We start from the raw sequence: 15,962 nt of genomic DNA on the forward strand, positions 1-15,962 counted from the left end.
CGTCGCCGACCGCTACCAGCTGTCCACGCTCATCGGGCAGGGCGGCATGGGCCAGGTCTGGACGGCGTACGACCAGCGGCTCGACCGGCGGGTGGGAGTGAAGCTGCTGCGCCCCGACAAGGTGGCGGGCGCGGACGCCGACGAACTGCGCCGCCGGTTCCTGCGGGAGTGCCGGGTGACCGCGCAGGTCGACCACCCCGGCCTGGTCACCGTGCACGACGCGGGCACCGAGGGCGAGGAACTGTTCCTCGTCATGCAGTACGTGGACGGCACCGACCTCGCCGGCCACCTCGCGGAGCACGATCCGTACCCCTGGCCGTGGGCGGTCGCGGTGGCCGCGCAACTGTGCGCCGTGCTGAGCGCCGTGCACGCCGTGCCGATCGTCCACCGCGACCTCAAGCCGCGCAACCTGATGGTCAAGCAGGACGGCACCATCACCGTCCTGGACCTCGGTATCGCCTCCGTGATGGAAACCGACAGCACCCGCCTCACCCACACCGGCACCCCCATCGGCTCGCCCGCCTACATGGCGCCCGAGCAGGCGATGGGCGGCGCGGTGGGCCCGTACACGGACCTGTACGCGCTCGGGGTGCTGCTGCACGAACTGCTCAGCGGAGAGGTGCCGTTCGCCGGCTCCACCTCGCTCGGCGTGCTGCACCGCCATCTGTACGAGCAGCCGGTGCCGGTACGCCGGATCCGCCCCGAGGTGCCCGAGCCGCTGGAGGCGCTGGTGCTGCGGCTGCTCGCCAAGGACCCGCAGCACCGGCCCGCCTCGGCGCAGGAGGTGTACGAGAACCTCGTCCCGCTCCTGCCCGCGCGCGGCATGCACACCGGGGCGCCCCTGGACCCCACGCGCCCCTTCCTGCGCCCGCACGCCCCCTGGCCGGACCGCGCGCGGTTGCCCGCGCCCCAGCCCGCCGCCCCCGTGGCCGCCGTACCGGCAAGACCCGATGTCGTCACCGCCGTCGACGAGGTCAAGCGGCTGCTCGGGGAGGGGCGTATCACCCAGGCCGTCGACATCCTGGGCGCGATCCTGCCGGTCGCCGCCGACCAGCACGGCGAGCGCTCCACGGTCGTCCGCACGCTGCGCAAGCAGTACGCGGCCACCCTGATGGACGACGGCCAGTACCGGCGCGCGCTGCCCGAACTGCGCCGGCTCGCCGACGAACGCGCCGCCGAGGCCGGCCAGGCCGACCCGCAGTCCCTGCGCTTCCGTTACGAGACCGCCCAGTGCCTGGAACAGCTCGGCGAACCGGCCGCGGCGCTCGCCGAGTACCGCGCGCTGCTGCCGTACTACGAGAACCAGTACGTGGCCGGTGATCCGCAGCTCGCGCACGACGTGCGCCGCCGGATCGGGCACCTGCTGCTCGCGCTCGGCGACCGGCCGGCCGGCCAGGACACGCTCACCCGGCTGCTGTTCGACGTGGAACGGCTGCACGGGCCCGGCCATCCGATGGCGGGAGAGGTCCGGCGGACGCTGCAGTGGCTGGGGCAGGTGCGCGGCTAGCTCCCGCGCAGTTCATACTGCACCTACTTCTCGTACGGCTTTTCGCACAGTACAGATACAGACAACAGGGGTGGGGTTCCGGCATGTCCAGCCATCGGCAGTCGAAGAAGCGCAGATACGTCACCTGGGGCGTCGCGGGAACCGCGGTCGTCGCCGGCGCCGGGATCGCCGCGCAGACCTCCATGGCGGCCACCACGTGGCCCGCCCAGAAGACGTACACCGGCCGCGCCTTCGACACCTGCACCGCGCCCTCGCTGGCCGCGATGAAGGCCTGGCACGGCGGCCTCTACGGCGCCGCCGCCGTCTACATCGGCGGCAAGAACCGCGGCTGCGCCCAGCCCAACCTCACCGCCTCCTGGGTCAAGTCCGTCTCCGCGGTCGGCTGGAAGCTCGTCCCGCTCTACGTCGGCGCCCAGCCGTCGTGCCAGAGCGGCTCCAACCCGGAGAAGATGACCACCGCCAACGCCGCCTCCCTCGGCACCAGCGACGCCACCGACGCGGTCGCCAAGGCCGCCGCCCTCGGCATGAAGGCGGGCAGCCCGATCTACCTCGACATGGAGGCGTACGACACGACGAACACCGCGTGCAACAACGCTGTGCTCACCTATGTGCGCGCCTTCGACAAGCAGCTGCGTCTGAAGACGTACCGTGCGGGCTTCTACGGCTTCACCAGCTCCAGCGCCAAGGCCATCGCGAACGCCACGGACAAGACGGACCTGCCGGGCAACCTCTGGTACGCGCTGTGGGACAAGAAGAACACCACCACGGCGGACTGGCCGTTCGGCGCGACCCAGTTCACCGGACACAGCCGGGCGCACCAGTACATGGTGAACAGCAAGGAGACGCGCGGCGGTTACACGATCACCGTGGACCGTGACGCGTGGGACGCCCCGGTGGCGATCACGGGCTGAGCGCGGACCGAGGGCGGCTGGAGGTTCGGGCCGCCTGGCGAATCCCGCGAACCGACCCGCAAACCCTTGCGGAGGGTGGCGCGGCGGTGCCGGATGCGCGTGTGAATCGTTGGTCGAATGGGTTGGCCAGAGCTTGCCCACTGCCTACCATCGATCACCGCAAGACTTTGTGCACCGTCGCACAATCTCCTCGGGAGGCATCCTTGCACCGCCGCCGTCGCACCGCGCTCGTCCTGTCCGCCGCGATCGCCACCGCGGCCCCCTTCCTCACCGCCTGCGGAAGCGACGCGCACCCGGGCGCGGCGGCCGTCGTCGGCGGCCAGCGCATCTCCGTCGCCCAGCTGGAGACCCGGGTGAACGAGGTGCGCCAGGCGCAGCGGGCCGCGGTGCCGGACCAGCAGCAGTACCAGCAGGTTCTCGCCGCCACCAGCAGCCTCACCCGGGACACGCTGCACAACATGGTCCTCGACCAGGTGCTGCACCGGGCCGCCCAGGACGCGGGCATCAGCGTCAGCCGCAAGGAGATCCAGCAGATGCGCACCGGCCTCGAACAGCAGGCCGGCGGCTCCAAGGCGCTCCAGAACGCGTGGCTCCAGAAGTACGGCATCGCCCCCAAGCGTCTGGACGACAACCTCCGCCTCCAGCTGGAGGCCCAGAAACTCGCCCAGCTCCTCGGCACCGACACCACCCAGCCCGCCTTCTGGAAGGCCCTGTCCAAGGCGTCCCAGGAACTCCACGTCGACCTCAACCCCCGCTACGGAGCCTGGGACGTCCAGAAGAGCAGCCGGGTGGATGCCAAGACGCCGTGGGTACGGGAGGTCACGTCGTCGGGGACACCGGTGACGGCGTAGGGCAGGCCGGATCGGCCGGCCGGCGGAAGGAGGCCGGCGAGTGGAGTCGTGCGAGTGGAGGCCGGCGGGTGGAGCCGTGCGGGTGGAGGGCGGCGGGTGTGACGCGAGCGGTCTTACGATCACTTGATCATCCCCGCCCTGTGGACAACGCCCGAGGCCGGCGGCGCGGGTGCGTTACGTTCGGATGGTGAACACCACCAGCTCGGAAGCTCCCGTTCCCACCGTCTTCGACCCCGGCCGGGTCGTCCTGCTCACCACCAGCCACCGGGTCGCCCCAGGCCTGCTGTCCTGGCCCGCCTGGCAGGCGTTGCGCTCGGCGGACCGTGTGCTGTGCGCGGACGGCGCGCACCCGCAGCTGCCCTATCTGCGGGAGGCCGGGACAACCGTGGACGAGGCCGCCCCCACCGCCCAGGAGCTGGTCGACGCCTGCGCCGGCGGTCGGACGGTGGTGGTCGTGGCGACGGGCGAGGGCGAGTCGGCCCTCACCGACGGCCTGGCCCGCCTCGCCGGCTCGGGCCGGGTGTCGATGCCCCAGCTGGAGCTGCTCCCCGCCTCCTACGACCTGCCCGGCGCCCGCCTCCTCGACCTCGTCCAGGTCATGGACCGGATCCGCGCGGAGTGCCCCTGGTCGTCGCGGAAGACCCACGAGGGACTGGCGAAGTACGCCATCGAGGAGGCGTACGAACTCGTCGAGGCGATCGAGACCGGCGACCGCGACGAACTGCGCGAGGAACTGGGCGACGTGCTCCTCCAGGTCATCTTCCACGCGCGCATCGCCGAGGAGGACCCGGACGCCCCCTTCTCGGTCGACGACGTGGCCGGGGGCATCGTCGCGAAACTCATCCACCGCCACCCGCACGTCTTCGGCGACGAGACCGCCTCGACACCGGAGGAGGTCAAGGAGCACTGGCTGCGCACGAAGGCGATCGAGAAGCGGCGCGAGTCGGTGACGGACGGGATACCCCTCGCCCAGCCCGGTCTCGCGCTGGCGTCGAAGCTCGCCTCCCGGGTGCGGACGGCGGGGCTGGAGGTGCCGCTGCCGCAGGCGCAGGGCATCGGGTACGAACTGCTCGCGCTCGCGGTCCGGGCCGAGGCGGAGGGAACCGACCCGGAGGCGGCCCTACGGGCGGCGGCCCGGGCGTACCGGGACGCGGTACGGGTCGCGGAAGGGGTCGGGAACAGGCGGTGATGGACGGTAGGTGAGCGCGTTCCGGCACGAATGGGTGCTGATCGTCGGGTGGGTGACGGAATTCGGCGGCACCGGGGGGTGCGGGCGTTGAGCGGGCTGTGGGAGGCGGCGGCGCCGTTCGTGGCGGCCGGTCCTTCGGGGGGCGTGGTCCGTACCCGGCTCAAGGGTCTGACCGGTGAGGACGAGAGTGCTGTGCCAGGTCGGTGACCACCTCGGGTCACTCGCCAGAACGGTGGATGCGTAGGGACTGCCCAGGATCCCTCCGCCGCCGGCCGCCGGATACCGTCGACAGGTGACCAACCAGCCCACCCCCGATGACACCACCGCTCCCGAGCTGTTCACCTGGGAGTTCGCCGCCGACCCGTACCCCGCCTACGCCTGGCTCCGGGAGCATGCGCCCGTGCACCGGACCCGACTCCCCAGCGGGGTCGAGGCATGGCTGGTCACCCGCTATGCCGACGCCAGGCAGGCGCTCGCCGACCCCCGGTTGTCCAAGAACCCGGCGCATCACGACGAGCCCGCGCACGCCAAGGGGAAGACCGGGATCCCCGGGGAGCGCAAGGCCGAGCTGATGACGCATCTGCTGAACATCGACCCGCCGGACCACACCCGGCTGCGCCGGCTGGTCAGCAAGGCGTTCACGCCGCGCCGGGTGGCCGAGTTCGCGCCCCGTGTGCAGGAGCTGACCGACCGGCTCATCGACGGGTTCGCGGACCGGGGCGAGGCCGACCTCATCCATGAGTTCGCCTTCCCGCTGCCCATCTACGCCATCTGCGACCTGCTGGGCGTCCCGCGCGAGGACCAGGACGACTTCCGGGACTGGGCCGGCATGATGATCCGGCACGGCGGAGGGCCGCGGGGCGGGGTCGCGCGCTCCGTGAAGAAGATGCGCGGATATCTGGCCGAGCTGATCCACCGGAAGCGGGAGGCGCTGACCGCCGAGCCGGCCCCCGGCGAGGACCTCATCTCCGGACTCATCCGCGCCTCCGACCACGGCGAGCACCTCACCGAGAACGAGGCCGCCGCCATGGCCTTCATCCTGCTGTTCGCCGGCTTCGAGACGACGGTCAACCTTATCGGGAACGGCACGTACGCCCTGCTCACCCACCCGGAACAGCGCCGCCGCCTCCAGGACTCCCTGGCAGCCGGCGAGCGCGGACTGCTGGAGACCGGGGTGGAGGAACTCCTTCGCTACGACGGGCCGGTGGAACTCGCCACCTGGCGGTTCGCCACCGAGCCGCTCGGCATCGGCGGGCAGCGCATCGCCCCCGGCGACCCGGTCCTCGTCGTACTCGCCGCCGCGGACCGGGACCCGGAGCGGTTCGCCGAGCCGGACACGCTCGACCTGGCACGGCGGGACAACCAGCACCTCGGGTACGGCCACGGCATCCACTACTGCCTCGGCGCCCCGCTCGCCCGCCTCGAAGGGCAGAGCGCGCTCGCGACCCTGCTCACCCGCCTCCCGGACCTGCGACTCGCGGCGCCGGAGAGCGAGTTGCGCTGGCGCGGCGGCCTCATCATGCGCGGACTGCGCACGCTCCCCGTGAAGTTCACCCCCGACGGCCGATGAGCCCCACAGGCGCCCGCCAGGCCCCGCCGGCGCCCCACCGGCCCTCCACCTTGCCCCCCCGTCGGCGCCCCGCCGGGCCCTCGTCGGCCCTCCACCACGCCCCCGACCACGGCCCGACCGTGCCTCCACCGGCGCCCCACGAATCCCCCCACCTGGCCCTCCACCCGTGAAGATGACCAGCGTTCAACTCTGTGATCTTCACGTGATCTACGCGGCATTAACTTGTGACAAGTGATCGTCTGCCTATACGTTCACCCATCAGTGCGGCGCCCCGGCGGGACCCGTCGCGCCGGTCACCGCTGTCGCTCGAAAGGTTTCCGCATGCTCTCCGGGAACGGTCGTCACCGTCGCCCCCGTCAGGCTCCGGCTCTCCTCGTCGCGGCCGGCGTGACCGGCTCGGCCATCGCCATCCCACTCCTGGGTGCGGCGAGCGCCAACGCGGCCGACGGCAGCACCTGGGACAGGGTGGCCGAGTGCGAGAGCGGCGGCTCCTGGAGCATGGACGCCGGCACCGGCTACTACGGCGGTCTGCAGATGTCCCAGGACGACTGGGACGAGTACGGCGGCCAGGAGTACGCCGCCACGCCGGACCAGGCGAGCCGTTCGCAGCAGATCTCCGTCGCCGAGAGGATCCTCGCGGACCAGGGCACCAAGCCCTGGCGGACCTGTGCCCTGATCGCCGGGCTCTCCTCGGACGACGCCTCGGTGAACGTCGACACGGGCCTCGACGGATCGGGCGACACGTCCGGCTCCTCCGACTCGTCCTCCGGGTTGTCGGATTCATCCTCTTCATCTGGTTCTTCGGATTCATCCGGTTCATCGGATTCCGGCTCGTCCGACTCCTCGTCGGATTCCTCGGGTGTCACGGACTCCGACTCCGCCACCCCGTCCCCGAGTGCGAGTGGCGACTCCGGCAAGGGCGCCCCTGCCGACTCCACGAAGGTGGACAAGTCGGGATCTAAGGGGTCCAGCGCCTCGAAGGCGAGCGAGAGCCCCGTCGTGCCCGAAGCCGATGAGTCGGACAATTCATGGCAGACGGGCAGCTCTTGGGATCTGGTCGACACGGGGGCCGTCGGTAGCGGCGGCAAGCATCGTGGCGGCTCGGCGGACGAAAGCGTGACAAACGGTCAGAGTGTGACTTCTTCCGGCCGTCACGCCTCCCGGGACGCCGGCACCTACACCGTCCGGGACGGCGACACTCTCGCCTCCATCGCCGACTCCCTTGACCTCGACGGCGGATGGCGTGCGCTCTATGCCGCGAACAAGGCGGACATCGGCGCCGACCCGAACGACATCGCCCCCGGTCAGACCCTGAAACTCAGCAGCGAAACGGTCGAAAAGTAGCGGGAGTTGGCACTTCGGACCGCCCTACTTCGAAGTTAAATGTCCGGTTTGGTGAAAGTGTGGGATGAGTCTCAGAAGCCCTGATCATCTTTGAAATTCACCTGATCGCCTGTTTACGGTCAAGGCCGCTCGTCACCACGAGCCCCGGCCGTCGCAACGCCGAGTCCTGCCAGCGGCTGCCCGGGAACAGTCGTCGCGTCAAGCGCCGTAGGCAGGAGCGGGGGACCCAAGGTAAGTGCCGGGACCGGTAGTTGAGACTGCCGTGTCCGGCTCGGGGTGAAGCCGCGCACCGTGAGGTGTGCGGCCGGGCAACTCAACCGGCCCGAACCCGACAGCTCACCTCGCAGGCGTCGGTGAGGGGATCCTTCATGCTGTTTTCCGGCAAGGGCAAGCACCGTCGTCCGTCCAGGGCCACCCGCGCCGCCGCGCTCGCCGGCGTCACCGGTGTCGCCATCGCCGCTCCGCTGATGGCCTCCGGCACCGCCTCCGCCGCCACCGCCTCCGAGTGGGACACCGTCGCCCAGTGCGAGTCCGGCGGCAACTGGGCCATCAACACCGGCAACGGTTACTACGGCGGTCTGCAGTTCTCCGCCTCCACCTGGGCCGCGTACGGCGGTACGCAGTACGCCGCACAGGCCAACCAGGCCACCAAGGCGCAGCAGATCGAGACCGCCGAGAAGGTCCTCGCCGCGCAGGGCAAGGGCGCCTGGCCGGTCTGCGGCACGGGCCTGTCCGGCGCCACCTACACCGGCAGCAGCACCAGCTCCTCCTCTTCCTCCTCCGGCTCCAGCTCCGCGAACAGCGGCACGAGCAGCCGTACGACCGACACTCAGGCCGCCTCCCGCTCCGCCGAGCGTCCGGCCGCCAAGAAGACCGTCACCACCCCGACCGGCAAGAAGGTCAAGAAGGGTGATGGCGAGTACAAGGTCGTCAAGGGCGACACGCTCAGCTCCATCGCCGAGAAGCACCAGGTCAAGGGCGGCTGGCAGGCGCTGTTCAAGCTGAACAAGGACATCGTCGACGACGCCGACTTCATCTACCCGGGCCAGCAGCTGCACCTGAAGTAGGGCGCCCGAAGCGAGCCGAAGCAAGCCGAAGCAATACGAGGGCGCCAGCTGAACCACAGCGCCCGCACAGCCGTGGTCCCCATAGTGGAGACCACGTGAGGGTCACCCCCGTCCCCCACGAGCCCCCGCCCCGGTGCGTTCTCCCCCGTACGCACCGGGGCGGGGTTTCTCTTTGCCGCCCTCGCGCCGCCCTCGCGCCGTCCTCTCGCGGTCCTCGCGCCGTCCTCTCGTGGTCGTCTCGCGATCCTCCCGCGGTCTTCTTCTTGACCCGCTCTTCTTCCGTTCTTCATCGGACCCCCCTTTGTTCCGCACATGAACAATGAGTACCGTCTGTGTGTCCACGGGCCGGTCGGTCGACCGATTGACGGGCCCGGGGCGGTTAGGCTCTAGTCGCAAGGCTGAGCAAGGGCCGACAAGGCCCGCGTGCGCCCGCACAACCAGCGTCAGATCCCAAGAAGGAGATGCTCGTGCCGTCCATCGACGTCGTCGTAGCCCGGGAAATCCTGGACTCCCGAGGCAACCCCACGGTCGAGGTCGAGGTCGGCCTCGACGACGGCAGCACGGGTCGTGCCGCCGTCCCCTCCGGCGCCTCCACCGGCGCCTTCGAGGCCATCGAGCTCCGTGACGGCGACCCCAACCGCTACCTCGGCAAGGGTGTCGAGAAGGCCGTCCTCGCCGTGATCGAGCAGATCGGCCCGGAGCTGGTCGGCTACGACGCCACCGAGCAGCGCCTGATCGACCAGGCGATGTTCGACCTGGACGCCACCGACAACAAGGGCTCGCTCGGCGCCAACGCCATCCTCGGCGTCTCCCTCGCCGTCGCCCACGCCGCCTCCGAGGCCAGCGACCTGCCGCTGTTCCGCTACCTGGGCGGCCCCAACGCGCACCTGCTGCCGGTGCCGATGATGAACATCCTCAACGGCGGCTCGCACGCGGACTCCAACGTGGACATCCAGGAGTTCATGATCGCCCCGATCGGCGCGGAGTCCTTCTCCGAGGCGCTGCGCTGGGGTGCCGAGGTCTACCACACCCTGAAGAAGGTCCTGAAGAACAAGGGCCTGTCCACCGGCCTCGGCGACGAGGGCGGCTTCGCCCCGAACCTGGAGTCCAACCGCGCCGCGCTCGACCTCATCCTCGAGGCGATCAAGCAGGCCGGCTACGTCCCCGGCGAGCAGATCGCGCTCGCGCTCGACGTCGCCGCGTCCGAGTTCTACAAGGACGGCAAGTACGAGTTCGAGGGCAAGTCCCGCTCGGCCGCCGAGATGACCGAGTACTACGAGGAACTCGTCGCCGCGTACCCGCTGGTCTCCATCGAGGACCCGCTGTTCGAGGACGACTGGGCCGGCTGGAAGGTCCTCACCGACAAGCTCGGTGACAAGGTCCAGATCGTCGGCGACGACCTCTTCGTCACCAACCCGGAGCGCCTGGCCCGCGGCATCGAGGACGGCGCCGCCAACGCCCTGCTCGTCAAGGTGAACCAGATCGGCTCGCTCACCGAGACCCTGGACGCCGTCGAGCTGGCCCAGCGCAACGGCTTCAAGTGCATGATGTCCCACCGCTCCGGCGAGACCGAGGACGTCACCATCGCCGACCTCGCCGTCGCCACCAACTGCGGCCAGATCAAGACCGGCGCCCCGGCCCGCTCCGAGCGCGTCGCCAAGTACAACCAGCTGCTGCGCATCGAGGAGATCCTCGACGACGCCGCGGTGTACGCCGGCCGCAGCGCCTTCCCGCGCTTCAAGGGCTGACCCGTCAGGGGCGGCCGGCCCGCTGGGGGCCGACGGTCCGTCAGGGGTCGCTGACCCGTTAAGGGTCAAGGCTGCGCCAGTCGTACGTACGTCCCCGTACCGGTCCCGTACCGTGTGCGGGGACGTACGCGCGTGTGAACGGGAGGCGGGGACATGGCCGTGAAGGACCGGGACCGGTTCTCCACCGCGACCAGGCTGAAGCTGCTCGGCGAGCAGACGGCGGCCCGGGTCTACCGCTCCCAGACCAAGCGGCAGGCCCGCCGCTCCCGGCTGACCGGCCGTGCCGCGCTGCTCGCGATCGTGCTGTGCACGATGATCGTCGCGCTCGCCTATCCGATGCGGCAGTACGTCTCCCAGCGTGCCGAGATCGCCGACCAGGAACGCCAGCAGCAGCAGGCCCGGCAGCGGGTCGAACAGCTGCGGGACGTCAAGGCCCGGTGGCAGGACGACGCGTACGCCGAGCAGCAGATCCGGCAGCGGCTGCACTATGTGATGCCGGGGGAGACCGGCTACATCGTGATCGACCCCGCTGCCGCCAGGCAGGCGCACGCCTACCTCGGGGCGGCCGACCGCCCCTGGTACGCGAACGTCTGGGACGGCGTCGACAAGTCCGACGCGTCCGACCAGTGAACCGACAGAAAGCCACACAGAACACAGTCATGCAAACGCCTCCGCCCTCCACTCCGCGCACCGAGCCGACCGACGCCGACGTCGAGGCCTTCAAGCAGCAGCTCGGGCGGCCGCCGCGCGGGCTGCGGGCGATCGCGCACCGGTGCCCGTGCGGGCAGCCGGACGTCGTGGAGACCGCGCCGCGGCTGCCGGACGGCACGCCGTTCCCGACGCTGTACTACCTGACGTGCCCCAAGGCCGCGTCCGCCATCGGCACCCTGGAGGCCAACGGCGTGATGAAGGAGATGACGGCGCGGCTGGAGAGCGATCCGGAGCTGGCGGCGGCGTACCGGGCCGCGCACGAGGACTACATCCGGCGCCGGGACGAGATCGAGGAGCTGACGGGGTTCCCGAGCGCCGGCGGGATGCCGGACCGGGTGAAGTGCCTCCACGTGCTGGTGGCACACTCGCTGGCGGCGGGGCCGGGCGTGAACCCGCTCGGCGACGAGGCGATCGCCATGCTGCCCGAGTGGTGGGCCAAGGGCGCCTGCGTGATCACCGGCGAGTGACGTCCGCCAAGGGTCTCTGTCCCCTGGACGGTTCCCTCAAGGGTCTCCGTCCCCTGGACGGTTCCCCCAAGGGGCTCCGCCCCCGGACCGCCGAGACCTTTGCACACCCACCAGCCGACTCGGTCCGTCACACGGTCACGTACAGAGTGAGGAACACCCAGCCATGACGCGCGTCGCCGCCATCGATTGCGGTACCAACTCCATCCGGCTGCTCGTCGCCGACGCGAACCCGGAGACCGGGGAACTCGTCGATCTGGACCGGCGGATGGTGATCGTGCGGCTCGGGCAGGGGGTCGACCGGACCGGGCGGCTCGCTCCGGAGGCGCTGGAGCGGACCTTCGCCGCCTGCCGGGAGTACGCGGCCGTCATCAAGGAGTACGGGGCGCAGCGGCTGCGGTTCGTGGCCACCTCCGCCTCCCGGGACGCCGAGAACCGGGACGAGTTCGTGCGCGGGGTGCTGGACATCCTCGGCGTCGAGCCGGAGGTCATCAGCGGTGACCAGGAGGCCGAGTTCTCCTTCACGGGTGCGACGAAGGAGCTGACGGGCCGCGACGACCTCGCCAAGCCCTTCCTCGTCGTGGACATCGGCGGCGGTTCCACCGAGTTCGTCGTCGGGGACGAGGGGGTGCGGGCCGCGCGGTCCGTGGACGTCGGCTGTGTGCGGATGACCGAGCGCCACCTGGTGCACGGGGGACAGGTCAGCGACCCGCCGACCGACACGGAGATCGCCGCCATGCGGGCCGACATCGAGCGCGCCCTCGACCTCGCGGAGCGGACCGTGCCGCTGCGCGAGGCCCACACCCTGGTCGGACTGGCCGGATCGGTCACCACCCTCTCCGCCATCCACCAGGACCTGCCGGAGTACGACTCCGCCGCCATCCACCACTCCCGCATCCCCTACGCCCGGGTCCGGGAGATCACCGAGCGGCTGCTGGGCTCCACCCACGCCGAGCGGGCCGCGATCCCCTCCATGCACCCCGGGCGCGTCGACGTCATCGGCGCCGGCGCTCTCGTACTGCTGTCGATCATGGAGCGGGTGGGCGCGGCGGAGGTCGTGGTGAGCGAGCACGACATCCTGGACGGCATCGCCTGGTCCATCGCCTGACCCTTCCGACCGGCCTTTTCGGAACCGGCCTTCCGACAGGACTCTCCGGCCGCCTCGCCGACCCTCTCCGAATGCCTTGCCCGACCCTTCCGACCTCCTCGGATGAGCGTGTGGGGTGGCGGGTGAGCGTCCCGGACGGCCCGTGACACGCCGTGCCACGACACCCCCTCGGAAAACTTCGTGAAGTTCTTCACAAGGATTTCGGTGCAGGTGAGGGGTCCAACGGGTCCCGTTGGCCCGTTCGGGGGCTCAGTGGCCCCGAGTGCGTGCTCAGGAGAGCGTTCCGGGGGTGTTTCCGGAGGTGCTCGCGTGGGTGACATCCGGTGCCCCCGCGGTGCCCCCGGAAGCCCGGAGGAGCAGCTCACGCGGCATTGACAACGGGTCGTATCGGAAGTGGGTTCCCACTGTTGACCATGACCTGTGTCACGTGGGCCGCGGAGTGTAGCACGACCCCTGTGGAACCTTGTGAAGGGGCGCACGAGCGGCCCCCCTGGGGCGGGTGGATACTCGATGCCATGAGCACCACGGAGCGTCCCAGGATCCTCGTAGTAGGCGGTGGGTACGTAGGCCTGTACGCAGCTCGGCGCATTCTCAAGAAGATGCGCTACGGCGAGGCGACCGTCACGGTCGTCGACCCCCGGTCGTACATGACCTACCAGCCCTTCCTCCCCGAAGCCGCCGCCGGCAGCATCTCCCCTCGGCATGTCGTCGTCCCGTTGCGACGCGTGCTGCCGAAGGCGGAGGTCCTCACCGGCCGGGTCACCACCATCGACCAGGACCGCAAGGTCGCCACGATCGCCCCCCTCGTGGGCGAGGCGTACGAGCTGCCCTTCGACTACCTGGTCATCGCACTCGGCGCGGTCTCCCGTACCTTCCCGATCCCCGGCCTCGCCGAACAGGGCATCGGTATGAAGGGCATCGAGGAGTCCATCGGTCTGCGCAACCACGTCCTGGAGCAGCTGGACAAGGCCGACTCCACGACCGACGAGGACATCCGCCGCAAGGCGCTCACCTTCGTCTTCATCGGTGGCGGCTTCGCGGGCGCGGAGACCATCGGCGAGGTCGAGGACATGGCCCGCGACGCGGCGAAGTACTACAAGAACGTGTCCCGTGAGGACATGCGCTTCGTTCTCGTCGACGCCGCCGACAAGATCCTTCCCGAGGTCGGTCCCAAGCTCGGCCTGTACGGCAAGGAGCACCTGGAGAGCCGCGGTGTGGAGATCTACCTCTCCACCTCGATGGACTCCTGCGTCGACGGCCACGTCGTGCTGAAGAACGGCCTTGAGGTCGACTCCAACACGATCGTGTGGACCGCCGGCGTCAAGCCGAACCCGGCGCTCGCCCGCTTCGGTCTGCCGCTCGGCCCGCGCGGCCACGTGGACACCGCCCCCACCCTCCAGGTCCAGGGCACCGACTACATCTGGGCCGCGGGCGACAACGCCCAGGTGCCGGACGTCGCCGCCCGCAAGGCCGGTGTCGAGAACGCCTGGTGCCCGCCGAACGCGCAGCACGCGCTCCGTCAGGCCAAGGTCCTCGGCGACAACGTGGTCTCCGGCATGCGGGGCTTCCCGCAGAAGGAGTACAGCCACGCCAACAAGGGCGCGGTCGCCGGTCTGGGTCTGCACAAGGGCGTCGCGATGATCGTCCTGGGCAAGACGAAGATCAAGGTCAAGGGCCGTCTCGCCTGGTACATGCACCGCGGCTACCACGGTATGGCGATGCCTACCTGGAACCGGAAGATCCGCATCTTCGCCGACTGGACGCTGGGCATGTTCCTCAAGCGCGAGGTCGTGTCCCTGGGCGCCATGGAGAACCCCCGCGAGGAGTTCTACGAGGCCGCCAAGCCGGCTCCGGTCGCCGCCCCGAAGGCCGAGGAGAAGGCCAAGGCCTCTTAGCCGAAGCCTTCTGGGCCAGGGCCTCCCGGGCCGAGGCCCGCGGGCCTCGGCCGCCGGAGCACCTCGAGGATCTCCCGCGACACCACCCGAAGGACCTCCCGCCATCCGTGGTGCGGGAGGTCCTTCGGCGTTCCCGGGCCCACCCGTAACTGCATGGCCACTACAGCTGTTTTGCCCAGTCGTAACTCCTTTGCGGGACTGCGATGCTGACCTCACGGTGTTTACGTGGTAACCGGCATCCGGGATCGTCGTCTTGGAGGTGTACGCCATGGCCGACGCCGCGTCGCGGCTGAGGAGTGTTGCCGAGCAGGTGCTGGGAGTTCCGCTCCCGGTACGGCTGCGGGCCTGGGACGGATCACAGGCCGGACCGCCGGACGCCCCGGCGATCGTGATCCGCAACCGTCGTGCCCTGCGTTATCTGCTGTTCAAACCAGGTGAACTGGGCCTGGCCCGGGCCTGGGTCGCCGGCGACCTGGACATCGAGGGCGACCTGTACAGCGCCCTGGCGGTGATGTCCGGACTGATCTGGGAGCGCGGGGAGGACGACCGTACCCTCGCCCAGGCCCTGCGCGACCCCGAGGTGCGGGCGGCCGCCCGGGAGCTGCTGAAGCTCGCCGGACCGCCCGTCCCGCCGGCCCCGCCCCGCGAGGAGGTGCGCAGACGCCGCCATCTGCACACCCGTCGCAGTGACAAGCAGGCCATCAGTCACCACTACGACGTGGGGAACGACTTCTACGAGATCGTCCTCGGGCCGTCGATGGTCTACTCCTGCGCGTATTGGGGGGCCGTCGAAAATGCGGACACCCTGGAGACCGCCCAGCGCGACAAGCTGGAACTCGTCTGCCGCAAGCTCGGCCTGAGGCCCGGTCAGCGGCTGCTCGACGTCGGCTGCGGCTGGGGCTCGATGGCGATCCACGCGGCCCGTGAGCACGGCGTGAGCGTCGTCGGGGTCACCCTCTCCCAGGAGCAGGCCGCGTACGCCCGTAAGCGGGTCGCGGACGAGGGTCTGACCGACCGGGTGGAGATCAGGGTCCAGGACTACCGGGACGTCAGGGACGGGCCGTACGACGCGATCTCGTCGATCGGGATGGCCGAGCACGTGGGAGCGGAGAAGTACCTGGCGTACGCGAGTGATCTGCACGCGCTGCTGAAGCCGGGCGGGCGGCTGCTCAACCACCAGATCGCGCGGCGCCCGCAGCGCGACGAGGCGGCTTACCACGTCGACCCGTTCATCGACGCCTACGTCTTCCCGGACGGGGAACTCGCCCCGGTCGGCACCACCGTCACCCAGCTGGAACGGGCCGGGTTCGAGGTGCGGGACGTGGAGTCGATCCGCGAGCACTACGCCCACACGCTGCGCCGCTGGGTGGTCAACCTGGAGGCCGACTGGGCGCGGGCGGTACGGCTCACCACCCCCGGCCGGGCCCGCGTCTGGCGGCTGTACATGGCCGCCTCGGCCCTCGCCTTCGAACACAACCGGATCGGCGTCAACCAGGTGCTGGCCGTCAGGACCCCCGAGTCGGGGGTGTCGGGACTGCCGCTGCGCGCCCGTACCTGGAACCGGTAGGCCGGCAGGACGGCGAAGGGGCCCCGCACG

At 70.4% G+C, this 15,962-nt stretch carries 13 protein-coding genes and 1 riboswitch; all 13 genes read left to right on the forward strand.

Translation table 11 applies throughout. The features are described 5' to 3' along the window. Window positions 1-19: 19 nt before the first annotated feature. The 13 genes from ABZ642_RS31475 (at window position 20) to ABZ642_RS31535 (ending at window position 15,932) form a co-directional block, all read left to right on the forward strand. Window positions 20-1,507, forward strand: coding sequence for a protein kinase (locus tag ABZ642_RS31475; protein WP_360490090.1), 1,488 nt, complete (start codon window positions 20-22; stop codon window positions 1,505-1,507). Window positions 1,508-1,590: 83 nt separating this feature from the next. Continuing rightward, entirely contained in the window at window positions 1,591-2,418 is an 828-nt protein-coding gene (locus ABZ642_RS31480; protein WP_360489984.1) for a glycoside hydrolase domain-containing protein, read from the forward strand. 203 nt (window positions 2,419-2,621) lie between these two features. Continuing rightward, a complete protein-coding gene (locus ABZ642_RS31485; RefSeq protein WP_360489986.1) occupies window positions 2,622-3,269 on the forward strand; it encodes a SurA N-terminal domain-containing protein in 648 nt (215 codons plus the stop codon). Between the two features lie 184 nt (window positions 3,270-3,453). Continuing rightward, the gene (locus ABZ642_RS31490) at window positions 3,454-4,458 is read left to right on the forward strand and encodes a nucleoside triphosphate pyrophosphohydrolase (RefSeq protein WP_360489988.1); all 1,005 of its coding nucleotides are present in this window, start codon (window positions 3,454-3,456) and stop codon (window positions 4,456-4,458) included. Between the two features lie 292 nt (window positions 4,459-4,750). Continuing rightward, window positions 4,751-6,028: a cytochrome P450 gene (locus ABZ642_RS31495; RefSeq protein WP_360489990.1), complete on the forward strand. Its 1,278-nt coding sequence runs from the start codon at window positions 4,751-4,753 to the stop codon at window positions 6,026-6,028. Between the two features lie 321 nt (window positions 6,029-6,349). Next, window positions 6,350-7,372, forward strand: a complete 1,023-nt coding sequence (locus tag ABZ642_RS31500; RefSeq protein ID WP_360489992.1) for a transglycosylase family protein — start codon at window positions 6,350-6,352, stop codon at window positions 7,370-7,372. A 193-nt stretch (window positions 7,373-7,565) separates the two neighbouring features. Then, a riboswitch (cyclic di-AMP (ydaO/yuaA leader) is annotated at window positions 7,566-7,737 on the forward strand. 3 nt (window positions 7,738-7,740) lie between these two features. Next, entirely contained in the window at window positions 7,741-8,439 is a 699-nt protein-coding gene (locus ABZ642_RS31505; protein WP_360489994.1) for a transglycosylase family protein, read from the forward strand. 461 nt (window positions 8,440-8,900) lie between these two features. After that, window positions 8,901-10,187 (forward strand): phosphopyruvate hydratase, encoded by a 1,287-nt coding sequence (gene eno, locus ABZ642_RS31510; RefSeq protein WP_360489996.1) that lies wholly within the window; start codon window positions 8,901-8,903, stop codon window positions 10,185-10,187. Between the two features lie 153 nt (window positions 10,188-10,340). Beyond that, window positions 10,341-10,817, forward strand: coding sequence for a septum formation initiator family protein (locus ABZ642_RS31515; protein WP_360489998.1), 477 nt, complete (start codon window positions 10,341-10,343; stop codon window positions 10,815-10,817). Window positions 10,818-10,846: 29 nt separating this feature from the next. After that, on the forward strand, window positions 10,847-11,365 hold the full coding sequence (locus ABZ642_RS31520) for a DUF501 domain-containing protein (RefSeq protein WP_123976446.1): 519 nt from the start codon (window positions 10,847-10,849) through the stop codon (window positions 11,363-11,365). Window positions 11,366-11,528: 163 nt separating this feature from the next. After that, window positions 11,529-12,470, forward strand: coding sequence for a Ppx/GppA phosphatase family protein (locus ABZ642_RS31525; RefSeq protein WP_360490000.1), 942 nt, complete (start codon window positions 11,529-11,531; stop codon window positions 12,468-12,470). 515 nt (window positions 12,471-12,985) lie between these two features. Then, a complete protein-coding gene (locus tag ABZ642_RS31530) occupies window positions 12,986-14,365 on the forward strand; it encodes an NAD(P)/FAD-dependent oxidoreductase (protein WP_360490002.1) in 1,380 nt (459 codons plus the stop codon). A 268-nt stretch (window positions 14,366-14,633) separates the two neighbouring features. Further along, the gene (locus ABZ642_RS31535) at window positions 14,634-15,932 is read left to right on the forward strand and encodes a cyclopropane-fatty-acyl-phospholipid synthase family protein (RefSeq protein WP_360490004.1); all 1,299 of its coding nucleotides are present in this window, start codon (window positions 14,634-14,636) and stop codon (window positions 15,930-15,932) included. Window positions 15,933-15,962: the final 30 nt, after the last annotated feature.

The sequence above is a fragment of the Streptomyces sp. NPDC007157 genome (assembly GCF_040634235.1).
Lineage (GTDB): Bacteria > Actinomycetota > Actinomycetes > Streptomycetales > Streptomycetaceae > Streptomyces.